This is a genomic window from Sphingobium subterraneum, assembly GCF_014199435.1.
Lineage (GTDB): Bacteria > Pseudomonadota > Alphaproteobacteria > Sphingomonadales > Sphingomonadaceae > Sphingobium > Sphingobium subterraneum.
On record NZ_JACIJP010000002.1, the window covers coordinates 49,529 to 69,454 of the forward strand.

At 64.7% G+C, this 19,926-nt stretch carries 17 protein-coding genes; 6 read left to right on the forward strand and 11 right to left on the reverse strand.

Annotation, left to right across the window (positions count from 1 at the left end; genetic code table 11):
- Positions 1-32 precede the first annotated feature (32 nt).
- From FHS92_RS06970 to FHS92_RS06985, 4 genes are read right to left on the reverse strand one after another with little or no spacing between them, the layout of a single operon-like run.
- The gene (locus FHS92_RS06970) at positions 33-749 is read right to left on the reverse strand and encodes an N-formylglutamate amidohydrolase (protein ID WP_184078994.1); all 717 of its coding nucleotides are present in this window, start codon (positions 747-749) and stop codon (positions 33-35) included.
- Complete coding sequence (locus FHS92_RS06975; RefSeq protein WP_184078996.1) at positions 746-1,582, reverse strand: 4-(cytidine 5'-diphospho)-2-C-methyl-D-erythritol kinase; 837 nt, start codon at positions 1,580-1,582, stop codon at positions 746-748. Before FHS92_RS06975 ends, FHS92_RS06970 begins: the two co-directional genes overlap by 4 nt.
- Entirely contained in the window at positions 1,579-3,291 is a 1,713-nt protein-coding gene (locus FHS92_RS18640) for a tetratricopeptide repeat protein (RefSeq protein ID WP_184078998.1), read from the reverse strand. Before FHS92_RS18640 ends, FHS92_RS06975 begins: the two co-directional genes overlap by 4 nt.
- A 4-nt stretch (positions 3,292-3,295) precedes the next feature.
- Entirely contained in the window at positions 3,296-4,948 is a 1,653-nt protein-coding gene (locus tag FHS92_RS06985; RefSeq protein ID WP_184079000.1) for an electron transfer flavoprotein-ubiquinone oxidoreductase, read from the reverse strand.
- Between the two features lie 128 nt (positions 4,949-5,076).
- Between FHS92_RS06985 and FHS92_RS06990 the strand changes: the two genes are divergently transcribed.
- From FHS92_RS06990 to FHS92_RS07010, 5 genes are all read left to right on the forward strand, one after another.
- Positions 5,077-5,799: a uracil-DNA glycosylase family protein gene (locus FHS92_RS06990; protein WP_221230960.1), complete on the forward strand. Its 723-nt coding sequence runs from the start codon at positions 5,077-5,079 to the stop codon at positions 5,797-5,799.
- Positions 5,754-7,559 (forward strand): lytic transglycosylase domain-containing protein, encoded by a 1,806-nt coding sequence (locus FHS92_RS06995; protein WP_184079011.1) that lies wholly within the window; start codon positions 5,754-5,756, stop codon positions 7,557-7,559. The genes FHS92_RS06990 and FHS92_RS06995 overlap by 46 nt, the downstream gene beginning before the upstream one ends.
- A complete protein-coding gene (gene moaB / locus FHS92_RS07000; protein WP_184079013.1) occupies positions 7,559-8,086 on the forward strand; it encodes a molybdenum cofactor biosynthesis protein B in 528 nt (175 codons plus the stop codon). Before FHS92_RS06995 ends, moaB begins: the two co-directional genes overlap by 1 nt.
- A gap of 81 nt (positions 8,087-8,167) precedes the next feature.
- On the forward strand, positions 8,168-9,235 hold the full coding sequence (locus FHS92_RS07005) for a PA0069 family radical SAM protein (protein ID WP_184079015.1): 1,068 nt from the start codon (positions 8,168-8,170) through the stop codon (positions 9,233-9,235).
- A gap of 71 nt (positions 9,236-9,306) precedes the next feature.
- Positions 9,307-9,993, forward strand: coding sequence for a glutathione binding-like protein (locus FHS92_RS07010; RefSeq protein ID WP_184079017.1), 687 nt, complete (start codon positions 9,307-9,309; stop codon positions 9,991-9,993).
- Between the two features lie 33 nt (positions 9,994-10,026).
- Here the strand turns inward: FHS92_RS07010 and dnaE are convergent, their stop codons facing one another.
- Complete coding sequence (gene dnaE, locus FHS92_RS07015; protein WP_184079019.1) at positions 10,027-13,584, reverse strand: DNA polymerase III subunit alpha; 3,558 nt, start codon at positions 13,582-13,584, stop codon at positions 10,027-10,029.
- Between the two features lie 177 nt (positions 13,585-13,761).
- On the opposite strand from dnaE, the gene FHS92_RS07020 reads away from it, so the two are divergent.
- The gene (locus tag FHS92_RS07020; protein ID WP_184079021.1) at positions 13,762-14,415 is read left to right on the forward strand and encodes a Yip1 family protein; all 654 of its coding nucleotides are present in this window, start codon (positions 13,762-13,764) and stop codon (positions 14,413-14,415) included.
- 14 nt (positions 14,416-14,429) lie between these two features.
- On the opposite strand, the gene FHS92_RS07025 is transcribed toward FHS92_RS07020, so the two are convergent.
- From FHS92_RS07025 to FHS92_RS07050, 6 genes are all read right to left on the reverse strand, one after another.
- Positions 14,430-14,861 (reverse strand): protein tyrosine phosphatase family protein, encoded by a 432-nt coding sequence (locus tag FHS92_RS07025; protein WP_184079022.1) that lies wholly within the window; start codon positions 14,859-14,861, stop codon positions 14,430-14,432.
- A 67-nt stretch (positions 14,862-14,928) separates the two neighbouring features.
- The gene (locus FHS92_RS07030; RefSeq protein ID WP_184079023.1) at positions 14,929-16,761 is read right to left on the reverse strand and encodes an ABCB family ABC transporter ATP-binding protein/permease; all 1,833 of its coding nucleotides are present in this window, start codon (positions 16,759-16,761) and stop codon (positions 14,929-14,931) included.
- A gap of 312 nt (positions 16,762-17,073) precedes the next feature.
- Positions 17,074-17,919: a 2,3,4,5-tetrahydropyridine-2,6-dicarboxylate N-succinyltransferase gene (gene dapD, locus FHS92_RS07035; protein WP_184079024.1), complete on the reverse strand. Its 846-nt coding sequence runs from the start codon at positions 17,917-17,919 to the stop codon at positions 17,074-17,076.
- Positions 17,920-17,921: 2 nt separating this feature from the next.
- Positions 17,922-18,584 carry a pyrimidine 5'-nucleotidase gene (locus tag FHS92_RS07040; protein ID WP_184079025.1) on the reverse strand — a complete coding sequence of 221 codons (663 nt, stop codon included), beginning with the start codon at positions 18,582-18,584 and terminating at the stop codon, positions 17,922-17,924.
- A gap of 59 nt (positions 18,585-18,643) precedes the next feature.
- The gene (locus FHS92_RS07045; RefSeq protein WP_184079026.1) at positions 18,644-19,024 is read right to left on the reverse strand and encodes a c-type cytochrome; all 381 of its coding nucleotides are present in this window, start codon (positions 19,022-19,024) and stop codon (positions 18,644-18,646) included.
- A gap of 81 nt (positions 19,025-19,105) precedes the next feature.
- Complete coding sequence (locus tag FHS92_RS07050; protein ID WP_184079027.1) at positions 19,106-19,909, reverse strand: Rossmann-fold NAD(P)-binding domain-containing protein; 804 nt, start codon at positions 19,907-19,909, stop codon at positions 19,106-19,108.
- Positions 19,910-19,926: the final 17 nt, after the last annotated feature.

The following is a 19,926-nucleotide window of genomic DNA, read 5'->3' on the forward strand; positions in this document are numbered from 1 at the left end:
GATCGGGCCAGCCTCTATCCCCCGCGCCGCCTTCATGCAAGGGCCGCGCGGCATTGCTCCACCACACGGGCGAGCACGCGCGCAAACCGTCGCTGCCCTTCGGCTGTACCGGAAATGTCCTGCCGCATCTCGACCCCCAGATAGGGAATGCCGTTCGCCTCGACATGGCGGTTCATCGTGTAGTTGAGCAGCCTGCCGGAATAGGGAAGCTGATCACCCACCACCCAGCCTTCTTCCTCCAGCAACGGAATGGCGACGCGCGCGCCGCGATCGTCGTCGTTATAAAGAATGCCGATCTCCCACGGGCGCCGCTCTTCGGGTCGAGCAGCAAGTGCGGGCGTGAAGCTGTGCAGTGAGAGGATGAAAGGCTGCCCCATCCCCGCGATCCGCGCCTCCAGCGCCGCATGATAGGGGCGATAGAACCGCGCCAGCCGCGTCTCGTGGTCGACATGCTCGTTGCCGGGAATGACATGCCCATCGCTGATATGCGGGATGAGGCCGGGCGCATGTTCGTCCCGGTTGCAGTCGATCACCAGCCGCGACACGCCGCACAGCATTGCGCTGCACTGAAGATCCTCGACCAGCAGCCCCGCGACCTCCGCCACGCCGATGTCGCAGGCGATATGATCGTCCAGCAGATGTGGCGCGATACCCAGATCGATGTCGGCAGGCACATGACGCGAAGCATGGTCCGCAACGATCAGCAGCGGCGCATCCCCACCCTTGAGGAACGTAAAAACCTCACTCATCGCAACCGGCTCGCCATGGTCCACCAATCCGGATGCGCGGCGCGGATCACAGCCTGCGCCTCATCGCGCGCGCGTTCGCCTGCGAACAGCGCAAAGCAGGTCGCGCCAGATCCCGACATGCGTGCCACATCGATGCCGGGTAAGGCCGCCAGCGCATCCAGCACCGCGCCAATCATAGGCGCCAGCCGCATGGCAGGATCGGCGAGGTCATTGCGCCCCGCGCGCCAGTCGACGGCGTTCAGCGCGCCCCGGTCCACCCCGTCCCACGCCCCGAACACCGGGCCCGTCGCGACTGCCGCACCGGGGTTGACGAGCAGGATCGGCATTCCCGCCAGATCGTCGCCCGCCACAAACCGCAACGCGTCCCCGCGCCCCGTCCCGACCAGCGTGCGGCTTGCGACACAGGCGGGCACGTCCGACCCGAGCGGATCGCCGAGCGCAATCAGTTGTTCCTCGCCCAGCCGCGTTTCCCACAGGCGATCGAGCAACCGCAGCGCCGCCGCCGCATCCGCCGACCCGCCACCGATCCCGGAAGCTACCGGCACATTCTTGGTGAGAAGCAAGTCCGCCCCCCATCCGGCTCCGGTTGCGGCCTGCAATGCCCGCGCGGCGCGCACCACCAGATTCCCCTCGCCCGCTTCCAGACCTTCCGTGAACGGACCCTCGATCCGCAGCAGGATGGCCCCGTCATCGCGGCGGCGCGCCGTCAAACCGTCCCCATCCTCGCAAAAGGCGAACAGGCTCTCGATGTCATGATAGCCGTCCGGCCGCCGTCGCCGCACATGCAGCGCGAGGTTGACCTTGGCGTAGGCCGTCTCCGTCGTCCCCGTCATAATGTCGGGGCGAGCGGCGGAGCCTTGATCACGGGCGTCACGCCGGGTTGCAGCTTCGCCTCGATCCGCGCGCGGGAGACGGCATCGTCCCCCACCACCGCGCGCGCCGCCGCCCAGGCCTGACGCGCCTCGAACACCCGGCCCAGCACCATCAGCACATCACCCAGATGCTCGTTGAGTTCCGGGTTGCCCGGTTCGGCGATCACCGCCTTTTCGAGCAGCGGCAGCGCCCTATCCGCCTGGCCTGCCCGAAAATAGGCCCAACCCAGGCTGTCAACCAGCGCCGGCTCGTCCGGTCGGATCTTGTTCGCTTTCTCCAGCAGCATGATTGCGCGCGGCAGCTCCTGCCCGCGGTCCGCCAGCGCATAGCCCAGATGATTGAGCACCACCGGGTTTTCCGGCGCAAGCGCAAGCGCCTTTTCCAGCGCCGGACGAGCCGCGTCCCACCGCCCCGCCTGTTCCAGCGCGGCGCCATATTGCAGCATCAGCAACGCATCCTGCGTCCCGCCGGGTAGCGCGATCGTCCGAGCAAGCACATCAGCCGCCCCGGCATAATCATCCGACTGCAGCAGCACGTTCGCGAGCAGGCGGCGCTCAGCGACGCCCGCGCCCGGCTGCGCGGCGATCTGCCGGGCGATGGCGACCGCATCTGTCGTCCGCTCCTGCCGCATGAGCGCGGTCATCCGCACGCCTTGGGCATCGATCCACAGCACCGATCCCGGCGCGATCATTCCTGCCTGCGCATAGGCAGTGTCGAGATAACCCAGCGACAGCGCCGTTCGCGCTACGGCAAGGCGAATGTCGGGATCGACGGGATCGGCCAGGCTCGCCAGCCGGATGATGGAGAGCACCGCGATATCCGGCTGGTCGCCTGACAGGTCCGCCGCCAGCCGCTCAAGCAGCGCCGCGAGCCCCGCTAGCGGGGTCAGCGCATCAGGCGTCGCAAACGTCCCGCTCTCGATCCGCGCACGCTCCGCCGCATAGTCGTGGCCGTCATCTGCCGTGAGCAGCGCTAGCGCCGAGGCCTTGTCGCCGAGCGTCGCGAACCGGTTCGCGAGCGTGATCCGCTGCTGCGGCAGGAACACAGTCTTGCGCTCCCGCGCCACGTTGAGCGATTCCCGCGCGCCCGCCACATCGCCGCGCGCCAATCGCTGCAGCATCAGCTGCTCTTCCAAATACCGGACAGCAAACACCGCCCAGGGTCGGTCGACCGGGATCACGGGAGGATCATAAGGTCCGTCAATGACCGAAACCCAGCTGCGCATGAACGGACCGAGATAGGCGAGGTTTTCCTCGGCCTCCAACCGGTTCGTCAATGCCCGCGCATCGTCCGCGCGCCTGCGCTGCAACGCGTCGATCAGCAGCAGCACCACCCCGTCGCGCGGCAATTCGCCCGCTTTGTCGAGGATTTTGGCGGATTTGAGCGCCAGCGCCATATCGCCCGCCATCACCGCTTGGCGATAGCCGCGCCGCGCTACGTCGACACTCGAAGGATCGCCGCTCATCGCCGCCCGGAACGCAGCCGCCGCATCCTGAAGCGCGCCGTCGCTCTCTGCCAGCCGCCCGCGGGCATAGGCGTTGAGGCGTGGACCCGCCACGTCCGCGTCGTCTCCCCGTCGGGGAGCGGCCTCACCCGCCGCCGGTGCGATCAGCGCGGCGACCAACAGCGCCGCCACACCGGTGCGCAGCCGGACCCTTCCGCGTCGCACAGGATCACATGTTCGGGTAATTGGGGCCTCCGCCGCCTTCGGGCGTCACCCAGTTGATATTCTGCGTCGGGTCCTTGATATCGCAGGTCTTGCAGTGCACGCAATTCTGCGCGTTGATCTGGAAACGGGGATTGCCCTCGTCTTCGCCCACGACCTCATACACCCCCGCCGGGCAATAACGCTGCGCCGGTTCGTCGTAGAGCGGCAGGTTATAGCTGATCGGGATCGCCGGATCTTTCAGCTGAAGGTGGACCGGCTGGTCCTCCTCATGGTTAGTGTTCGACAGGAACACCGAAGACAGCCGGTCGAAGCTGATCACGCCATCCGGCTTGGGATAGTCGATCTTCGCGCAATGCTCCTTGCGCCAGAGCTTCGTATTGTCGGGCTTGTGCTTCATCGTGAAGGGCAGGCCGATCTTCAGATACCGCATCCACATGTCGACGCCCGCGATCAGCGTGCCGATCGTGTTGCCAAACTTCGACAGCGCGGGCTCGGCGTTGCGCACGATCTTCAGTTCATCGGCAATCCAGCTCGACCGCAGCGTAGACTCGTAATCGTTCAGCTCGTCGTTCGTCCGCTCCGCGCTGATCGCGGCAAAGGCGCTTTCGGCCGCCAGCATGCCGGATTTCATCGCGGTGTGCGTACCCTTGATGCGCGGTACGTTGACGAAGCCTGCGCTGCAGCCAATGAGCGCGCCGCCGGGGAAGGCCAGCTTGGGAATCGCCTGCCAGCCGCCCTCGTTGATCGCCCGCGCGCCATAGGACACGCGCCGTCCGCCTTCGAGCACTTCCCGGATGGCCGGATGCTGCTTCCAGCGCTGAAATTCCTCGAACGGGTAGAGATGCGGGTTGCGATAGCCCAGCCCCACCACAAAGCCCAATGCCACCTGTCCGTTCGCCTGGTGATACAGGAACCCGCCGCCATAAGCGTCAGTCAGCGGCCATCCCTGCGTATGAATAACGCGGCCCGGCACATGCTTTTCGGGATCGATATCCCACAATTCCTTCATGCCCAGGCCATAGACCTGCGGCTCGCTGTCGGCATCGAGCGCAAACTGGCGCTTCAGTTGCTTGGTAAGATGCCCGCGCGCGCCCTCGGCGAAGAAGGTGTAGCGTGCATGCAGCTCCAGACCGGGTTGATAATCACCCTTTTTGTCGCCGTCCCGGTCGATACCCATGTCGCCGGTCGCGACGCCTTTCACCGATCCGTCGTGATTGTAGAGGATCTCGGCCGCCGGAAATCCGGGGAAGATCTCGACGCCCAGCCCCTCGGCCTGTTCAGCCAGCCAGCGGCACAGATTGCCCAGTGACCCGGTATAGGTGCCCTTATTGTGCATGAACGGCGGGGTGAAGAGATGCGGCATCCCGAACTTGCCGGTCTTCGTCAAAATCCAGTGCTGGTTGTCGGTCACCGGCACATCGGCGAGCGAGCATCCCATGTCGCGCCAGTCGGACAGCAATTCATCGAGCGCGCGCGGATCGATGACCGCGCCGGACAGGATATGCGCGCCGATTTCCGAACCTTTTTCCAGCACGCAGACGGAGACTTCCCGCCCGGCGTCGTTGGCGAGCTGCTTCAGACGGATCGCGGCGGACAGGCCGGCTGGCCCCCCCCCGACGATCACCACGTCGTACGGCATCGATTCACGGTCACTCATTCTGTCTCTCCACGGGCGTTGCTCACCCACAAGCAAAGCCTCCGGTCGCCGTGCAGGGCCAACGTTTCGGCATTTAGCGCGATGACCATTCTTGACGAATTCGTCAAGCCGTGGCCCAAGACAATGCGATGCGGGGAGAATTTGAAAGCAGCACCCAATCCGCGATAGCGGGTTTGATGGCGTGGTGGTCGCTCGCCGGGGTCGATGCCGCGGTGGCGGACGAACCGCGCGACTGGTTGCGCCCCCTGCCCCGACCGGTTCCCCCCCTCGCTGTTGCGGTCCCGTCCGCGTCGGCTTTGCCCACAACGCTCGATGCGTTTCACGCCTATCTCGCCCAATCGCCCGATATCACCGAAGCGCGCTGGCCCGGTCGACGCGTCCTGCCGAGCGGTAGCCCCACGCCGCGCCTGATGGTCATCGTCGATGTGCCGGATGCTGGGGATGGCGATAGCACGGCCCTTTTGCAGAACGACAATCGCCAGCTTGTCGATGGAATGGTCCGGGCGATAGGGATCCAAAGCGCAGACGTCTATTTCTGTTCCCTCGGGCTGGTGCGCCCGGCGGGCGGAACGATCGACCCGGTAACGCTCTCCCCGCTCGTTACGCGGATGCGCCACCATATGGCGCTCATCGCGCCAAAATCCGTGCTCATCCTGGGTGATCGGACGAGCCGTGCGCTGGCTCCGTCGGATGGTGTTTCCGCCAGCCGTTTTTTACCTTTGGTTAACCACGATGCAGGCACAGTGCCCGGAGTCGCCACCTGCCATCCCGGATTGATGCTGCATCAACCGGCCGCCAAAGCGGAATGTTGGCACATGCTGCAACAGCTGATGGAAAGTTTCGCCGCGTGAGTTCCGCACTTCGTTCCGTACTGGCTCTGCTCGCCGTTTCCACTTCCTCGGTGGCGCTGGCGGAACCGGACGCCGCGATCCAGCCCGTTGCCAGCGTCGTCGCCACCCTTGCGCCCCGCACGCAGGCGCAGGTTCGCGAGAATGTTCAGGCCATGTTCGCCGCCCTGCGCCAGTCGAACTGGACCGAGGCGAAAAACCGTGCGCTTTCGCTCGACAAGGGTGACCCGCTTCGCGCTGTCGCTCTCTCCCAGCTGTATCTTGCCAAGGGCAGCCCACGCGTCGAACTGTTCGACCTGCTTGATCTCGTCAACACGGCCACCTGGCTGCCCGACGCCGACCAGCTCGTGCGCCTCGCACAGAAGCGCGGCGCGCAGATCCTGCCCAGCCTGCCGCAGACCGAAAAGCTCGTCTGGCTCGGCGGCGCGCCCCGCCGCGAATATGTGCCGACCACCAAGCTCGACGCCGCAGCGCAGGCGCTTGTGGCGCAGATGCTGCCCTACATAAAAGCGGACAACCCGGCGGGGGCCGAGGCACTGATCGCCGGGGCTGAACTCACTCTTACGCCCGAAGGTCTGGCCGAAGTGCGCCAGCGCGCCGCCTGGTCCTATTATATCGAGAATGACGACGCCAATGCGCGCCGCCTTGCCACCCGGGTGCTCGAAACCGGCACCAGCGGTGATTGGACGACCCAGGCGCACTGGACCTTGGGCCTGGCCGCGTGGCGCGAGAACGATCCCCTTGCCGCGGCGACTGCCTTTTCCCGCGTGGCAACCCTCGCGGGCAATGACGACATGCGCGCGGCTGGTGCCTATTGGGCGGCGCGCGCCTATATGAACGCAGGCGACCCGGCCCGTGTCGAGCCGTTGTTGCGCCTCGCCACGCAAAAGGACGAGACCTTCTACGGCCTCCTTGCGCGCGAAACGCTGGGCATCACGACAAAGACACCTGCCATGACGCGCAACGAAAAGGCGTGGAAGCTGGTGAAGGACACACCCGCCGCCCGTGCGGCCATCGCTCTGCACGATTTGGGCGAGGATGATCTTGCCGACAAGCTGGTCCGGCGTCAGGCGCAACTGGGCGGCGCGGCGCATTATGACGGCGTGCTTCTCCTCGCCGCTCATCTCGGCCTTCCGCAGACACAGCTCTGGCTCTCCCACAATGGACCTGCTGGGCGCAAGCCGGACAGCTTCGCCCGCTTCCCTGTGCCACAATGGACGCCCGACGGCGGCTGGCGCGTAGACCCGGCGCTGGTCTTTGCCCATGCGCTGCAGGAATCCGGTTTTCGTCCGACCGTTGTGAGCCCTGCGGGCGCGCGCGGGATCATGCAGGTGATGCCCGGAACTGCGCGCGACATGGCAGGCATGCCGATCACCGGGCAACAGCTCGATACTCCGTCGACCAACATGGAATATGGCCAGCGCTATCTGGAAACCTTGCGCGACATGAGCGCGACCGGCGGCCTGCTGCCCAAGGTCATGGCTGCGTACAACGCCGGGCCGCTCCCTGTCGAACGCTGGAACAGCCAAGTGAAGGACAAGGGTGACCCGCTGCTCTTCATCGAGTCCCTACCTTATTATGAAACGCGCGCTTATGTGAACATCGTCATGCGCAATTACTGGATGTACCAGATCCAGGGCACCGGTCGGGCAGAGGCGCTAACCACCATGGCGCAGGGCGGCTGGCCGCGCTTCCCCACGGCGAAGGCGGGCAAGACCAACGTCCGCCTCAGCTATCGCGATCCTGCCAGCGACGCCAACTGATGCCGATCGATGAGAGCATCGCCTTCACGCCCATCCGTATCGCTGTACTTACCGTGTCGGACACCCGCTCGCTGGCGGATGACCGCTCCGGCGACACGCTGGTCGCGCGGATCGAGGGGGCGGGGCATGAAGTCGCTGCCCGGCTGATCGAAAAGGACGATACCGACGTCATCGTCGCGCGTCTCCATGCGTGGATCGACGACCCTGAGATCGACTGCATCATCACCACGGGCGGCACCGGCGTTACCGGGCGCGACGTGACGCCCGAAGCGATCGCCCGCGTGCAGGACAAGGAAATTCCCGGCTTTGGCGAACTGTTCCGCTGGCTCAGCTACCAGAGCATTGGCACATCGACCATCCAGTCACGCGCCACCGCCTGCGTCGCGCGCGGCACCTATATCTTTGCGCTCCCCGGTTCGACCGGTGCGGTGAAGGACGCCTGGGACGGCATCCTTGTGACCCAGCTCGACAATCGCCACAAGCCTTGCAACTTTGTCGAGCTGATGCCGCGGCTGAAGGAACGGTAACGCAAGTCAGTAACGGCCTCCATTTCCGGGTCGGGAATGGTGTAACTTGCCCTTTCGTTCTCTTTATGTTCTAGTTCATATATGACGATTCTCAAGGGACGCGGGGCGACCCGCAACGACGCCAGCCAGCGCTTTGCCCTCCCCGCACGGGAGAAGGATGGCGACTGGCTCGATATGGCCGAAGCGATTGACGGCCCCGCCGCCAAGCTGCGCACGCAGGTCACGGTGGAGCAACCCCGCACCATCATAACCCGCAACAGCTCGCCCGACGTCGCCTTCGACCGCTCGGTCAATGCCTATCGCGGATGCGAGCATGGCTGCATCTATTGCTACGCCCGCCCCAGCCATGCCTGGCATGATCTCTCCCCCGGCATCGATTTCGAGACAAAGCTGTTCGCCAAGCCTGACGCACCTGTTCTTCTGCGCGAGGAGCTCGGCCGCCCCGGCTACAGCGTCGCACCGCTTGCGATGGGCACCAACACCGATCCCTATCAGCCGATCGAGGCGGGCTGGCGCATCACGCGGCAGTGCATAGAGGTGCTCGCCGAGTGCCGACATCCGCTGCTCATCACCACCAAAACGGCGCGCGTAACCCGCGATGTCGATCTGCTGGCCGATATGGCGCGGGACGACCTGGTGATGGTTGGCATTTCCGTGACGACGCTCGACCCCGCTGTGGCCCGCACGCTCGAACCCCGTGCCTCGCACCCAGAGCGACGCCTCGACGCGATCCGCAGGCTGTCCGACGCGGGCGTCCCGGTCCATGTCTGCGTTTCGCCCGTCATTCCGGCAATCACCGATCATGAGATCGAGGCGATCGTCGCCACCGCCGCCGCTGCGGGCGCGCGCAGCGCCAGCTATATCCCCGTCCGCCTGCCCTATGAGGTCGCGCCTTTGTTTCGCGCCTGGCTCGACGCGCATTACCCCGACCGCGCGGGCAAGGTGATGGCGATCATCAACGACCTGCGCGGTGGGCGCGACAATGATACGCGGTTCGGCCATCGTATGCGCGGGCAAGGCGTCTGGGCCGATCTGCTGCGCACCCGCTTCCGCAAGGCGGTGCGCAACACCGGCACGCTCGACCGCCGTATGGCGCTGCGCACCGATCTCTTCTGCCCACCGCAGGGTGCGCAGCTCTCGCTGTTCTGATTTTTGCAATGATCCGCTTGGATCGACGCGCCCGCTTCCTACATGAAGGGCCACGTCAGGAGGGACACATCATGATCGAACTGCACAGCTGGCCGACGCCCAACGGCCTCAAGGTTTCCATCTTCCTCGAGGAAGCCGGGCTGGAGCATCAGGTGTTCCCCGTCAATATCGGCACCGGCGATCAGTTTCAGCCGGATTTCCTCGCCATTTCCCCCAACAACCGTATCCCTGCCATTGTTGACCGCGATCCTCCGGGCGGAGGCGAGCCGATCTCGGTCTTCGAAAGCGGCGCCATCCTCTTCTACCTCGCGCGCAAGACCGGACAGTTCGTCCCGCAGGATCCGCGCGGTACGATGGAGGTGCTCGAATGGCTGTTCTGGCAGGTCGGCGGTCTTGGCCCGATGGCGGGGCAAAATCATCATTTCAACATCTACGCGCCCGAAAAAATTCCCTACGCGATCGACCGCTACACCAACGAGACCGCGCGTCTCTATGGCGTGCTCGACCGACGGCTGGCGGGGCGCGACTATGTTGCGGGCGATTATTCCATCGCCGACATGGCGATCTATCCTTGGATCGTCCCGCACGAAAATCAGAAGCAGAACCTTGCCGATTTCCCGAACGTGCAGCGCTGGTTCGAGACCATGAAATCCCGTCCGGCCGTCATCCGCGCCTATGAGACCAAGGAAACGCTCTATCCTCCGCGCAAGGAACTGACGGACGCGGAAAAGGCGGTGCTCTTCGGCGGGAAAAAGTAAAACCCCGCATCGGCGGAACGGCTCAGGCCGAAATCACCCCACCAGCCGGAGTGGCTCGCGTGGCGCCATCTGGTGATGCACCACACCGGGCACCGTGCCGATCCGGTCGATCAGTTCCGCATCGATATTGTAATCGCGGCCCAGCCGCACGACCACGACCTGCCCGTGGGCGGCAAGCGCGCGGATGCGGATCTCTCCGCGCCCGCCCCGGCTTCCGGCAAGCAGTCCGGCGAGGAGCGGGATTGCACCGGCATCGGTAACATCGATCCAATATTCCATGCGCATTCCGCTCGCGATCGACGCAAAGGGCTGCACCGCCCGCACCGTCACCCGCGGCGTGTCCTCACCCGGCTGCCGTTCCAGTTCCACGGTGAGCAGCGCGCAATCGCCCGCCTTCGCCAGCTCGTCGATCGCCTTGCAGCCCAGCTCGTCAAAGCAGCTTGCCTGAAACTGCCCGCTGTTGTCGGAGAAGGTCGCCGAGACATAGCGCCCGCCCTTACGCGTGTCGCGCCAGCGCACGTCCTCGACCATTGCCGCCATGACAGCGTGCGATCGTCCGCCCTCGTCGCCCCCGCCATAGGCGGGAGCCGCACACAATGCGCCATAGCTCTTCGCACCGCGCGCATCGGCGATGTGGCGATAGCGGTCGACCGGATGGGCCGAAAAATAGAAACCGAACGCATCCTTCTCCTGCGCCATGCGCTCGGCGACGGTCCACGCGGCATGGGGCGGGATGCGCACATCGGCATGCGGGACATCGTCTCCGCCGAACAGGCCGCCCTGCCCGCTGGTCCGCGCCTCCGCTGCGCTCGCCGCAACCGACAGGATCGTTTCCGCCGCCGCATGGACGCCCGCACGGTCCGGCTCGATCCCGTCGAACGCGCCCGCCGCCGCAAGGCTCTCCAGTTGCCGCCGGTTGAGCAGGCGCGGCTCCACCCGATCGGCGAAATCATCGAGCGAGCTGAACACGCCCTTTGCCTCGCGCTCGGCGACCAGCACTTCCATCGCTTTTTCGCCCACACCCTTAAGGCCGCCGAGCGCGTAGCGCACGCCATGGCCCAGGCGCGGGTCGCCGCCTTCCGCCAACTCCACTGGCTCGACGGAAAAATCCGCCTCGCTGCGATTGATGTCCGGCGGCAGGCACGTCACCCCCGCCCGGCGCATATCGTCGACGAACACCGTGAGCTTGTCGGTCAGATGGATGTCATACGCCATTGATGCGGCATAAAATTCCGCCGGATAATGCGCCTTCAGCCAGGCCGTGTGATAGGCAAGCAGCGCATAGGCCGCCGCGTGGCTCTTGTTGAAGCCATAGCCCGCGAACTTGTCGATCAAGTCGAACAGCTCGTTCGCCTTGGCCTTCGCGATCTGGCTGTTGGCGGCACATCCGGACACGAAACGCTCGCGTTGCGCGTCCATCTCCGCCTTGATCTTCTTGCCCATCGCGCGGCGCAGCAGGTCCGCATCGCCGAGCGAATAGCCCGCAAGGATCTGCGCGGCCTGCATCACCTGTTCTTGATAAACGAAGATGCCGTAGGTTTCTTCGAGAATGGGTTTGAGCAGATCATGCGGATAGACGATCGTTTCCGCGCCGTTCTTGCGCCGACCGAACATCGGGATATTGTCCATCGGCCCCGGCCGGTACAGCGACACGAGCGCGATGATATCGCCGAAATTGGTCGGCTTCACGGCGGCGAGCGTCTTGCGCATCCCCTCCGATTCCAGCTGGAACACGCCGACGGTATCGCCGCGCTGGAGCAGGTCGTACACCCCTTGGTCGTCCCACGGCAGCGCCGCCAGATCGACCGTAATGCCGCGCTGCGCCAGCAGCTTCACCGCCTTTTGCAGCACCGAGAGGGTTTTGAGGCCGAGAAAGTCGAACTTCACCAGCCCCGCGCCCTCGACATATTTCATGTCGAACTGCGTCACCGGCATGTCCGATCGTGGATCGCGGTAGAGCGGCACCAGTTGGGAAAGCGGCCGGTCGCCGATCACCACGCCCGCCGCGTGGGTCGAACTGTGGCGCGGCAGGCCCTCCAGCTTCAGTGCCAGGTCGATCAGGCGGCGGACCTGCGGGTCGCCCTTATACTCCTGCTCGAACTCGGCAATGCCGTTGAGGGTTCGCTCCAGCGTCCAAGGGTCGGTCGGCATGTTCGGCACCAGCTTCGCCAGCCGGTCGACCTGCCCATAGCTCATCTGTAGCACTCGGCCGGTGTCCTTCAGTACCGCGCGCGCCTTCAGCTTTCCGAAGGTGATGATCTGCGCCACATGGTCCGCGCCATATTTCTGCTGCACATAGCGGATCACCTCACCGCGCCGCGTTTCGCAGAAGTCGATATCGAAGTCCGGCATCGACACGCGCTCGGGGTTGAGGAAGCGTTCGAACAGCAGGCCCAGTTGCAGCGGATCGAGATCGGTGATGGTCAGCGCCCAGGCTACCACGCTACCCGCGCCGGACCCGCGCCCCGGCCCCACCGGAATGTCGTTGTCCTTCGCCCATGTGATAAAGTCGGCAACGATCAGGAAGTAGCCGGGGAAGCCCATCTGAATGATGATGCCGAGCTCGAATTCCAGCCGTTCATAATAGTCCGGGAAGCGCGCGCGCAACCCATCCCCATCCAGCGCATCCTCGCCCGCCAGCGCCAGCGCCTTTTCAAGCCGCGCATCGAGCCCCGCCGTCGCCTGGTCGCGCAGCATCCGTGCCTCGCCCTCGATATCGCCCGCAAGGCTGGGGAGAATCGGGTTGCGCTTGGGCGCCATTACCGCGCAGCGCTGCGCGACGACCAGCGTATTGGCCAACGCCTCGGGCAGGTCAGCGAACAAGTGCTCCATCTGTGCGGCGGGCTTCATCCACGCGTCGCGGCAACTGGTCCGCCGATCGACGCTGTCGACATAGGCGCTGTCGGCGATGCACAGCATCACGTCATGCGCCTCGTGAAAATGCGGCTCGGCAAAGCAGGTCGGGTTGGTCGCGACCAGCGGCAGGTTACGCGCATAGGCCACGTCGATCAGCGCCTCTTCCGCCGCCGTCTCCACCGCATTGTTACGCCGTGCGATCTCGATGTAGAGCCGCTCGGGAAACAGCGCCTCCAGCCGCTCGACATAGGCGAGCGCCGCATCCGGCTGCCCTTCTGCGAAGAGGCGGGCGATTGCGCCCTCCCCTCCGGCGGTCAGGCAAAGCAGCCCATTCGTCCGCCCGTCGAGCGCGGCGATATCAACATGCGCCTGCTCCTCGATCGGCCGATCGAGATGCGCCATAGACACGAGCGCACACAGATTGTCGTACCCCGCCTCGTCCTGCGCGTAGAGGGCGATCCAGTCATGCACGCTCGGTGCGTTGGCGGGGCGGCCGGGGCGCAGCACGCACAGCATCGCACCGATGATTGGCTGTACCCCCTCGCCCTTCGCCGCGTCGGAAAAGGCCATCGCGGCGTACAGGCCGTTGCGGTCGGTCAGTGCAGCGGCGGGGAAGCCCAGCTTCTTCGCCTGCTTGGCGATCGCCTTGGGTTCAATCGCGCCGTCGAGCATCGTGTAGGACGAAAAGATGCGCAGCGGAACGAAGGAGGCGTGACCGGGCGAGGCAGTAGACATGGCACCAATGTGGCGGTTCGCGCTCACGCTCGCAACCGTCTTGGCCAAGTTATCCACAGCTCGCTGCATCTGGAGCGGGGCGGAAGCGACGGCGCCGAATATTGACTTCGCGCCCCGTCAATGATCTGTTTCGCCATCGGCGGCCGCCGTGCCGCTGGTTTTGGGGGAGACAGCATCATGAGCGACCAGAGTCCCATCGAAATTCCGCCCGGTTTCGTGAACCGCGTGAAGGCGATCCTGACGACGCCTAAGACCGAATGGCCCGTCATCGCCGCCGAGTCGGCCAGCATCGCGAGCCTTTACACACGCTATATATGCATCCTCGCCGCGATTCCTGCGGTGGCGACGTTCCTGCGCGCCATCGTCTTTGGTTACGGGTTTCTGGGCGTCACCTATCGCCCCAGTCTGGCTGCCGCGCTGGCGATGGGCGTGCAGCAATATGTCATGGCGCTGATCGGCGTGGCGATCATCGGCCTGCTCGTCCAGTATATCGTGCCGCAGTTCGGGGGCGCGGGTGACCGGGTCCAGGCATTTAAGCTGGCCGCCTACAGCGGAACCGCCGGTTGGCTGGCGGGGATCTTCACCCTGATCCCGGGGTTGGGGTTTCTGATGATCCTTGGCCTTTACGGCGCCTATCTCTTCTACCTTGGCCTTGGCCCGCTGATGCAGGTGCCCGAAGACAAGCGAATCGCCTGCGTGCTGGTGCTATTCCTCGCTGCGGTCGTAGCCATGATGGTGCTGATGGCAGTTGCAGCGCCGTTTGCCCATATGTTCGGCGGCGGCTATCCGGTGCCGGGCGTAGAAGGCGGCGGATCCATCACTGTCGGCTGACGCGCCGGAGCAACCTAAGCGCCGCCTGCCAACGCGTCCATGATCTGCCGGACGGGGGCAAGGTCGTATCCCGCCGCCGCTGCTGTTTCGGCTAGTGCATCGCGATCGTCCCCGGCGCGTGCGCGGGTCAGCGCCCACAGCAGGGTCGAGCGCGTGCCCGAGCGACAATAAGCGAGCAACGTGCCATCCCCGGCGTTCGCCAGCGCATCGGCCATCCCGTCGAGCTGCCACGGGGCAAAGCCGCCATGGCTCACGGGCACAGCGGCATAGCCGATCCCGGCGTCCTTGGCCGCAGCCTCGATCGTCGCACCGTTGACCTGCCCCGGCTCCTCGTCGTCCGGCCGATTGTTGATGATGAACGTGACCCCCAGATCCTTCGCGCGCGCAACGTCCTCCACGGCGATCTGGGGGGACACGAGGATGCGGTCGGTCAGTGGACGAAACATGGAATGTCTCCGGATAGGGGGAGCACTTTCTTACTCCCTCGCCGCCGAAACTCAAGCTGTGCCGCTCTTAGGCATCCGCCAGTTCGGCTTCCTCCCCGCTGTCCCGCTCGGTCGCCTGCCGCATCCACATCTGCGCATACAACCCGTCGCCCGCCAGCAGGGCGCGGTGCGTGCCCTGCTCGACGATACGTCCCTGGTCGAGCACGATGATCTCATCCGCCTCCACCACGGTCGACAGGCGATGCGCGACGATGATGGTGGTGCGCCGCTGGGCAATGCGGCCCAACACGTCCTGAATGGCCGCTTCCGTCCGGCTGTCGAGCGCGCTGGTCGCTTCATCCAGGATCAGCACCGGCGGGTTCTTGAGCAACGTCCGCGCAATCGCGACCCGTTGCTTCTCCCCGCCCGACAGCTTCAGCCCGCGCTCGCCCACCCGAGTGTCATAGCCCTTGGGCAACGACAGGATGAAATCATGGATGGACGCGCCCCGCGCCGCCTCCTCGATCTCCGCGTGCGAGGCGCCCTCACGTCCATAGGCGATGTTGTAGCCGATGGTGTCGTTGAACAGCACCATGTCCTGCGGCACGATGCCGATTGCGGCGCGCAGACTGTCCTGCCGCACCGTTGCGATATCCTGCCCGTCGATCAGGATGCGCCCGCCGTTCACATCGTAGAAACGGAACAGCAGCCGCGCGATCGTGGATTTCCCCGCGCCTGTCGGACCGACGATCGCCAGCGTCTTGCCCGCGGGAATGGTGAAGCTGACGCCGTGCAGGATTTCCCGGTCCGCATCGTAACCGAAGACCACATCGTCGAAGCGCACCTCGCCCTTCGCCACGGCAAGGTCCGGCGCGCCGGGCGCATCAACGATCTCCTGCGGTGTATCGATCAGCGCGAACATCGCTTCCATGTCGATCACGCCCTGCCGGATCGTGCGATAGACCATGCCGAGCATGTCGAGCGGGCGGAACAGCTGCGCCAGCAACGTGTTCACCAACACCACATCGCCGGTGGTGAAGCGGCCTTGGCTCCACCCCCACACGCTATACGCCATCGCGCCCGCCATCATCAGGTTAGTGACAAGCGCCTGCCCGATGTTGAGAAGCGCAAGGCTGTTTTCGGATTTGACCGCCGCGTTGGCATATTGCCGCATGGCCCGGCCATAACGGTCTGCCTCGCGGTCCTCGGCGTTGAAATATTTGACTGTTTCGAAATTGAGCAAGCTGTCGACCGCATGGGCAACGGCGTTGGTGTCCATGTCCACCATATCGCGCCGCAACTGGTTGCGCCATTCCGTCACCGTCCGCGTGAACCAGATATAGACCGCCACCATCAGCAGCGTTGCGATCACCAGCCCCGTACCGAACTTGACGAAGAAGATCACGCACACCGCCGCCAGCTCGACGATCGTCGGCGCGATGTTGAACAGGATGAAATAGAGCATCGTGTCGATGCTCTTGGTGCCGCGCTCAATGACCTTCGTGACCGCGCCGGTCTTGCGGTTGAGGTGAAAGCGTAGCGACAGGCGGTGGAGGTGGATGAAAACATGGTCGGCGAGCCGCCGGGTCGCCTCCTGCCCAACGCGCTCGAACACAACGTTGCGCACGTTGTCGAATGCCACGCTGCCGAACCGCGCCAGCGCATAAGCGCCGACCAGCGCCATGGCGAGTCCCACGGCCGGTTCCATTCCCGGCGCCATCCGGTCGATTGCTGCCTTATAGGCGAACGGCATCAACAGGCCCGTCGCCTTGCCCGCCAGCACCAGCAGCATCGATAACACCACCCGCGCGCGCAGGGCCGGAGCATCGGCAGGCCATAAATACACGAAGAACCGCTTCAGCGTCGCCCAGACCGGCGGCATCGGTTCGTTCTTGACGGCGGTGGGAAAATCAGGCGGCATCGCGTGGCATGTAGGCGCGTGCCGCCGCAAAGCCAAGCCCGTTGCCCGCCCCGTTCAGCAACGTGTAACCCGCAATGCCCGAACGGGTTCGCCTGGACCGGACAAGGCTGCTGTGGGGTTCACCTTGTCCGGTCCAGACAGGACACCCCGAAGGGCCTCCGTGCAGCCGCACACCCAAGTGGGGTCAGGCATGCGGCTGCAGTTCCGCCGATGTCATGCCGGGGCGTGCTCGGCAAGTCATAATCACATAAAAACAGGGGATAAATCAGGCTTCTTTTCCCAATTTGTAACACCCTTCCGACCGCAATCGATTCAATCGCGCAACAGGTCGTTGATCGCCGTCTTCGACCGTGTCTGCGCGTCCACGCGCTTCACGATTACGGCACAGGAGAGGTTCGGTCCAGGAGTCCCGTCGGGCAGAGGCTTGCCGGGCAGGCTACCGGGAACGACCACGCTGTAGGGGGGTACTTCTCCGACGAAGATCTCGCCGGTCGTGCGATCGATGATCTTCGTCGTGCTGGTAATGAAGACGCCCATCGACAGCACCGACCCCTTGCCGACCCGCACGCCTTCGACCACTTCCGACCGCGCGCCGATAAAGCAGTCGTCTTCGATGATGACCGGGTCCGCCTGCAAGGGCTCGAGCACGCCTCCCAGGCCGACGCCGCCCGACAGGTGCACATTCTTGCCGACCTGCGCACAGCTCCCGACCGTTACCCATGTATCGACCATCGTGCCTTCGTCCACAAAGGCGCCGATGTTGACGAAGCTCGGCATCAGGATGACGTTCTTCGCGATGAACGACCCTGCGCGCGCCACGCTGCCCGGCACAGCGCGAAAGCCTGCGGCACGGAACCGCGCCTCGTCCCACCCGGCGAACTTGCTTGGCACCTTGTCCCACCAGTGCGAACCGCCCGGACCGCCGGGGATCAGCGCGTTGTCGTTCAGGCGGAACGAGAGCAGCACCGCTTTCTTGAGCCACTGGTTGACCTGCCAGCCGTCGCCGACGGGCTCCGCCACGCGCGCCGCGCCCGAATCGAGCAGGCCAAGCGCCGTAACCACCGCATCGCGGACTTCGCCGCTGGTGCTCAGCCCGACATTCGCGCGGTCCTCCCACGCAGCGTCAAGGGTTGCGATCAAAGTGCTGTGGTCGGTCATTCTCATTCCCCGTGAAAATTCGCCAGAAACGGCGTCAGATGGTCAATTTCAAAATCGATGAAGCCGCTGTCCGCGCCGACATGCCCGCTTTCCGATCCGTTGTTGATCCAGATCGTACGCATGCCCAACGCCTTTGCGGGCTTCAGGTTACGCGCCATATCCTCGAAAAAGGCGGCGCGGGAAAGATCTATTCCGTGCGTATCGCGCAGCATGGCATAGCCCTGCGGATCGGGCTTGGGCCTGTAGCCGGTGGCGTGGATATCGTGGATCAGCTCGAAGCTGTCCGCCAGCCCCAGCCGTGCGAGCACCCGCCGCGCATAGGGTTCATCGCCGTTGGTGAAGATCGCCTTGCGCCCCGGTAACGCTTCGATATGCCGCACCAGCGCCGCGTCAACCGCCAGCCGGTCCATGTCGATATCGTGCACATAATCGAGGAAATGGTGCGGATCGACCGCATGATGCTGCATCAACCCCGCGAGCGTCGTGCCGTGATCGAGGAAATAGCCCTTCTGCACGCGCCGCGCTTCAATCGCATCGCAACCCAGCAGGTCACAGATATATTCGCCCATCCGCCGGTCGATCAGCGCGAACAGGTCGGCGCTCGCCGGATAGAGGGTGTTGTCCAGATCAAAGATCCAGCAGTCGACATCATGAAGCGCGCGCATGGCCGCTGCCTAGTCAGGCCGAGCGCGTAGGGCAAGGGTGCGTCGGCACCCTCACACTTTTACTTCAGCGTCGCCAGATAGGCGATCAGGTTTGCCCGGTCGGCGGGCTGTGGCACACCCGCAAACGCCATGCGCGTACCCGGGATATATTTCATCGGGTTGGTGACATACGCGTCGAGCGTCTTGGCGTCCCAGGTCGCCTTGGAGGCTTTCATCGCGGCCGAATATTGGAAGGCAGGGACGGTACCGGCCTTGCGACCCACCACTTTGAACAGCGTCGGCCCGAGCTTGACCTCGCCGGTCTTGACCCCGTGGCAAATTGCGCAGCGGGCAAACACAGTCTTGCCCTTCACTGCGTCACCCCCCGCATAAGCAGCGGTCGGGGAAACGCCCAAGGCCAGAACAAACAGAAGCGGAGCGGAACGGGAGAAAACGGTCATCGGAACCTCATCGCCAACACTGGTTTCGGCGCCCTAACGCATTTTGAATGAACAGGAAATGATCCGACTCAGTAATTCTGATCAATTTCCTTCTTCATTACGACAGGCAATTAATCCTTCGCGCCAGCTGGGATAGAGCGGCCGCCAGCCCAGCATGCGCTTCGCCCGTCCGTTCGCAACACGGCGGTTTTCCGCGTAAAATCCGCGCGCCATCGGAGAAAGGCCTGCGTCCTCCAGGGACAGCAGCGGCGGCGGCGCCACACCCAGCAGTGCGCACGCCCCCTCAATCACCGCGTTCTGGCTGCACGGACGATCGTCCGCGACGTTATAAACCCCCGGCAGTCCCTCGAAGCTCGCCATCACCCCGCCGATGATATCGTCGACATGCACCCGGCTGAACACCTGCCCGTCGATCGCGATGCGGTGCGCCTTCCCCTCCCGCACCCGTTCGAGCGCGCTGCGCCCCGGCCCATAGATGCCGGGCAGACGGAACACCCGCATATCAGGGCGCAGGTCTTGCCACTTCTGGTCGGCTAGCGCCCGCGCGCTGCGTCGTCCGGTGCCGATCGGTGCGCTTTCATCCACCCACGCGCCGCCAGTATCGCCATAAACCCCGGTGGAGGACAGATAGCCGAACCAGCGCGCACTGCTCGCCCGGACCACATCGCCATAATGCGCGAGCACCGGGTCGTCCCCGTCGCGGTCGGGTGGGACGGACGACAGGATATGGCTTGCCCGCGCAATGTGCGCTCGCACGGCATCCGCGTCAGCAAAATCCACATCGCCCGCCCGCCCGGTTGCGCTGACCTGCCAGCCGTCACGCCGCAGCCGCGCGGCAAGGCGGCTCGCGGTGTAGCCAAGACCAAAGATGAACATATGTGGCACCGCTCCCCCCTATCGCG